This is a genomic window from Microseira sp. BLCC-F43 (assembly GCF_041929235.1).
Classification (GTDB): domain Bacteria; phylum Cyanobacteriota; class Cyanobacteriia; order Cyanobacteriales; family Aerosakkonemataceae; genus Microseira.
Genome location: NZ_JBHFNP010000112.1, coordinates 1 through 5,134 on the forward strand (window position 1 = coordinate 1; position 5,134 = coordinate 5,134).

General features: G+C 44.7%; 4 protein-coding genes and 3 pseudogenes. 4 read left to right on the forward strand and 3 right to left on the reverse strand.

The genetic code is table 11. From position 1 onward, the window contains the following. Positions 1-620: 620 nt before the first annotated feature. Positions 621-1,708: pseudogene (locus ACE1CM_RS16475) on the forward strand (reverse transcriptase domain-containing protein). Further along, positions 1,671-1,751, forward strand: a complete 81-nt coding sequence (locus tag ACE1CM_RS16480; RefSeq protein ID WP_374878597.1) for a group II intron maturase-specific domain-containing protein — start codon at positions 1,671-1,673, stop codon at positions 1,749-1,751. Before ACE1CM_RS16475 ends, ACE1CM_RS16480 begins: the two are co-directional and overlap by 38 nt. Positions 1,752-1,791: 40 nt before the next feature. Here ACE1CM_RS16480 and ACE1CM_RS16485 read toward each other — a convergent pair. Next, positions 1,792-2,867: pseudogene (locus ACE1CM_RS16485) on the reverse strand (transposase); the annotation flags it as partial. A gap of 200 nt (positions 2,868-3,067) precedes the next feature. Between ACE1CM_RS16485 and ACE1CM_RS16490 the strand changes: the two are divergent. Then, positions 3,068-3,331 (forward strand): group II intron maturase-specific domain-containing protein, encoded by a 264-nt coding sequence (locus ACE1CM_RS16490; protein ID WP_374878596.1) that lies wholly within the window; start codon positions 3,068-3,070, stop codon positions 3,329-3,331. Between the two features lie 75 nt (positions 3,332-3,406). Next, positions 3,407-3,595, forward strand: coding sequence for an HNH endonuclease (locus ACE1CM_RS16495; RefSeq protein WP_374878598.1), 189 nt, complete (start codon positions 3,407-3,409; stop codon positions 3,593-3,595). Positions 3,596-4,326: 731 nt separating this feature from the next. Here ACE1CM_RS16495 and ACE1CM_RS16500 read toward each other — a convergent pair. Together ACE1CM_RS16500 and ACE1CM_RS16505 are read right to left on the reverse strand one after the other, a co-directional pair. Beyond that, a pseudogene (locus ACE1CM_RS16500) lies at positions 4,327-4,908 on the reverse strand (transposase); the annotation flags it as partial. Between the two features lie 10 nt (positions 4,909-4,918). Then, the coding region (locus ACE1CM_RS16505) for a hypothetical protein (protein ID WP_374878599.1) at positions 4,919-5,134 on the reverse strand (216 nt) is incomplete at its 5' end.

Consider the following 5,134-nt stretch of genomic DNA (forward strand, 5'->3'; position numbering starts at 1 on the left):
CATTCGTGACAGGTTAGCGCCACCTGAACTGGTCGTTTAGTACGGAGAGCCGACTCTCCTATAGCATTCACACCCTCTACCCTCACGTAAAAGGCTCAAAGCGAGTCCGGTCACATCTCAAGTAAGTAATGAACGAGATGGAATGCAGTCCACGAAAGTAGCCGAAGCTGTCAGCCAAAGACAGTCAGGAGCAAGAGGGAAATCCCCAATGGTGAACATAAGTGAACTATTGCTCAAACTGCGTAATCACGAAAAGAGCCAAATAAGGCTGACAGGCTCTAACCAAAAGGTACGTGGATAGGATTGAGGGTTTAACCTTTCCTGGATCGTGTGAACAAAACCCACCGCAGAATAGATAGCACCTAACGGAAACTGAAAAACTAAACGATACAACAGGGTAAACCCTACAGAGTCTAACAGAGGTCGAAAACTCTTAGTAGGTCGGAGGTAACAAAGACGGAACTCTCTGGAGGGTAAAGGATAGGGGAAAAAGCAAACGCTGGCTGGCAATCAGCCAGATAGGGGTTGAAACATCACCTCTGAACGAAAGTTTAGCAGACTTCCTCTGGGTCTTATACGAGAGAAACAAGACAAGGGAATCAAATCTGAGGATAAGTTAGATGGTGTCAATACAGACAACAAACAAACTAAAGAGACAGCTTGAAAACTGGAATCAGATTAACTGGAATCAGGTTAACAAACTCGTTAGAAACCTACGTCAGAGAATCTTTCGTGCGAGAAAACAAGGTGACTTCCGCAAGTTAAGCATCTGGCAAAAGTTGATGCAAAGAAGCTACGCAAATTTGCTATTGTCAGTTCGACGTATCACTCACACCAATCTTGGCAAAGCGACGGCAGGAATTGACAAAGAAATCGTCAATACCCCGGAACAACGAGTGATTCTGGTAAACAACCCGAATCGGGGAAACCTCAGACCAACTCGAAGGGTGGAAATACCAAAGCCTAACGGGAAGAAACGACCGCTCTCAATCCCGTCTGTCACCCACGACAGAATCGAACAGGCAATAGTAAAAAATTCACTAGAACCCGAATGGTCAGCCGTATTCGAGGAACACTCCTACGGATTCCGACCGGGAAGAAGTTGTCAAGATGCCATTGAACAATGCTTTAACAAAGTAGGGTTCAACCGTGCAGGCGGACATAGGTGGGTTCTAGAAGCTGACATCAAGGGATTCTTTGACAACATCGCCCATGAATCCATTCTGAACTCCCGAAACGAGCACTCATCAAAGGATGGTTAAAAGCGGGGTTTGTGTTCCAAGGGAAAATCAACCCAACCGAACAAGGCACACCACAGGGCGCAGTCATTTCGCCTTTATTAGCCAATATGGGATTGCCTGGTTTAGAAACATTCATAAAAACCACCAACCCGAAATTAGGAGTGGTGCGATATGCTGACGATTTCATCGTCACAGCCAGAGACTTTGAAAGTCTCGAAACTGTCCAAAACCTGATTCAAGCATGGATGTCAAAACGAGGTCTTGAACTCAGTGCCCAGAAGACGGTCATAACGTCAATGGAAGATGGCTGCGATTTTCTGGGATTCAACTCCCGACACTATGGCGGAAAACTTCGGATCAAGCCGTCCAAAAAGAAGGTTTTAGCCTTCTGTAAGCGGTTGGGAGAAGAAATTAAATCAGGAAGTCCTAATCAAAAAGCTCAATCCAATTCTCAGAGGTTTTGCTAACTACTACAAAGGTGTGGTGAGCAAACTCACATCTTGCACCTAAAAAAGTGGATGTCAAAACCGTAACTACGTGCCAAAGGAATCATTTGTTCTAAGTTAAGTAAAAAAACATACATAAGAACTTGTGGCAAAATAAATTCTAGTGCTGTATGATCAGCTTGCCCCCAATCAGGTAAATGAGTAGAATTGGTAGATAAATAAGCCCAATGGGCCAAAAGATAAGTGAGCAGCGAAAGTACTAACCAGCGATAGACGCGATTAAGCGTTCCTTGACCAAAACGATGCAGGCCAAAACGATGTTTGGCAGTTTTAAACCATCCAACAAGGCTGCCATCTGCGTCTACCCCACCAAGTAATCGTGCTAGCTTTTAGTTGTTTAGTGGAGAGAACAAATCGCTTTTCTAGTTGACCGTTATCGCGCTGTAAGTAGTAGCATGATATCGAAACAGGAAACTTCAAACCTGTTAAATAAACTTGCTGACCTCGCTTACATAATTGTCTATTGCTTCGACCATCAACTAATTGTCGGTCACAACGAACTCCCGCAATCACGTGGAATTTGCTTTGCCGCACCCCGTGAAGAAATTCTACACTAGCAAATGCAGTATCAACTAGAATCATTACCCGAAAACGTTTAGTTAGTGCTGTGGGCAACCGTTTGACTAATTTCAAACCCAGTTGGGCAGGAGATGGATGATTTTTACCTCTCCAGACCAGAAAACTCCAGGGAATGCGCCAGCGTCCTACGACTAAATACAGCACTACCAAATGTAAGCCCCGTTTACCGTTATAGACCTTGATTAAATGCTCAAATGGCTGAAATTTTCCCCGTTTTTCTAAGGTTGTCAAGTCAATAATTACCTGTAGAAACGGCTGTCGTCCTCTGGGAGATTCTGCCAATAAACGTTTGAGTATATGTTGGCGAATTGTACGAATTAGTTTTCGGGTTGGCCAAGAGTTAAGGTTGAGAAATCGGCTTAAAGCGCTGGCTTTGGAGACTGTGTTGTGGTAAAGGGTGTCCTTTTGCCTCCAAGAACAATCCCAGCATGGTTTCAAGGTTTTCTTGTTGATACCGGGACGGCATCAGCAGCAGTAGGGTGTACACTAAACTTTGGGCGTGGGCAAGAATGGTTTCCATTGTTCTTGCTTTTCTAGACATCTTTTCACGCCCTTTTCTCTCATATTTCCCCAAATTTGGCAAATCAACGCGGCGGGAGCGTAGCTTGTCGTTTTCTCAGTAATAATACGTATAATACGTTGAATTAGTAACCTACAAATTAGGGACTCCTCTCTTGGCTGCTGTGGTCTTCTTATACTTTATTTTTGGCTATTCGGGGTTTATCCTGACAGGTGCAAGATGTGAGCAAAGAAACCTTCAGCTATATCTCATATCGAGTATGGCAATACCTTTGGCGTTGGGCAAAGCGTAGACACCCCAACCAGAACACTTCATGGGTTCGCAAGCGTTTCTTCAAGACGATTAAGGGCAACAAATGGGTGTTTGCTTGTAATACAAGCGACCGACTCGGGAAGGACAAGGAACTTGTTCTGTACCAGATTGCGTACAGGCGCATCGAACGCCATATAAAGGTCAAAGGTGACGCCAGCCCCGATGACCCCTGATTAAAAGAGTATGGGGAAAAGCGCCACCTAAAGTTTGGTAAATCCCGCTTCGAGAAAGGTTCCAAGCTTTTCAGGATAGCAGAAAACCAACACTGGTTTTGTCCAGAGTGCGGCGAACCACTATTCAATGGAGAGGAAATAGAAACCCACCACATAGTACCTGTGGCTCTTGGCGGAACAGACGACGAGGAAAACCTTCAGCACCTACACAGAGCGTGTCACAAACAGGTACACAAAACCCAAGTTAAAACTCGCTCGAAGTAAGGCAATAGCCCTATGAGTGCGAAATTCTCATGTCCGGTTCAAAGGGGAGGGGAGAGGGGCGACTCTCGAACCTCACCCCACAGAAAGTGGAGCTTTTATCAATGAGTGAATATGCTCAATTTAACTCTGAATGAAAATCAGAATCACGCCTGGTCGGGGAGAGGGAAAGGCAATCAAAGATTGCCTTTCCCTCTCTGTATGATTCTCATTATTATTAACACAATAAAACTGGGATAAATCGAAGATAAACCATTAGTTATTTCCCAAGATCGACCAGATATATATGAGGAAAGCTGATCTAATAAATGAGATGTTAAACAGGTAAAATTTTGAGACAAAAATCAAGGAATAATTAAAATTTACTAGAAGTAACTTTAGGAGGAAGTGAGCGATTCGCTTAGTAAATATAACGAGCATCATGGGAACTTTAACTAGCTGCCAAATTTCTAAAATTCCTTAGAGATACTTTGACCGATCAAAATGATTTTCGATGTTGATTCAGGTCAGAAAATGGGATGGCATTTTAAGTGAAAAATTTAAAAGCATTGAGGGGCAGAGTCAAAGGGGATAAATGTAACTGCTCACCGCAACTGCGTTGCGGTATCGCAAATGGAGCAGCGAATGGTGATGACCACACTTGCTCGTTTGGTAGAAGAGTGGAATTTTCCACGGGAAAGATAGAGGCAAGGGTGAAAATAAGTTGAATCACCAGCCAGAAATTAACAGTTAGTTCAGTTGAACTGTAAACCAAGAGGGCTGCGACCAGCCAAACAAAGTAACTGATAAAGTTGAGCGATCGCTTCTTCTCCTTGCAACCGGACTGTTTCGAGAAAGCTAAACATTTTCGCCACCAATTGAGCGCCCCAATCACTATGAGCGCCGCCACTCACCTTGCGATGCACCACCACTGGACGCAATGCTCTTTCGGCATCATTGTTGTCCGGTTTAACTTCTGGATGGTCTAAAAAAGTGAACCACTCAGTCCAATGACGTTGAATCCGATTGGCTAATCGTTGGGCATCGGCAGGCCAACCTTTGACAGGTGGATTAGTCAAGACAGTAAGCAATTTGGCTTCCAGTACATGACGTTGTGCCGCCATCGCTTCTCGGCTCAATTGACCAGCATGATACTCCCGATATAGGGTTCTAGCAGTGGCTAAAATCTCACCAACAGCCTCAGCCAATAGCCGATTGCCATCAAAACGGCTAAGTGTTAGCGCTTCTAAGTCTCGTTCCAAGTGGGTCAAACATTTTTGTTTGGCTGCTGCTGACTGGGGATTGTAAGCACTGAAACAATCGCTACTGAGAATCCCCAGTGCTTCCTTATCTGGGATAAAATTGCCACGGCACTGGGTACGACAGCGGCAAGTTATTCGGGGGAGAACCCTGGGAAACCACCATCGACTGATTCCACAGACCGCGAAAATCCCAAGTATCCCACAAGCTGACAGGAGTCTCGGACGGCGGTAACAGTGGGAATGCGTACGCACTCGCATTAACAAACTCTTGCTCTCCCCAAACCAGTATCATCAGCTTATC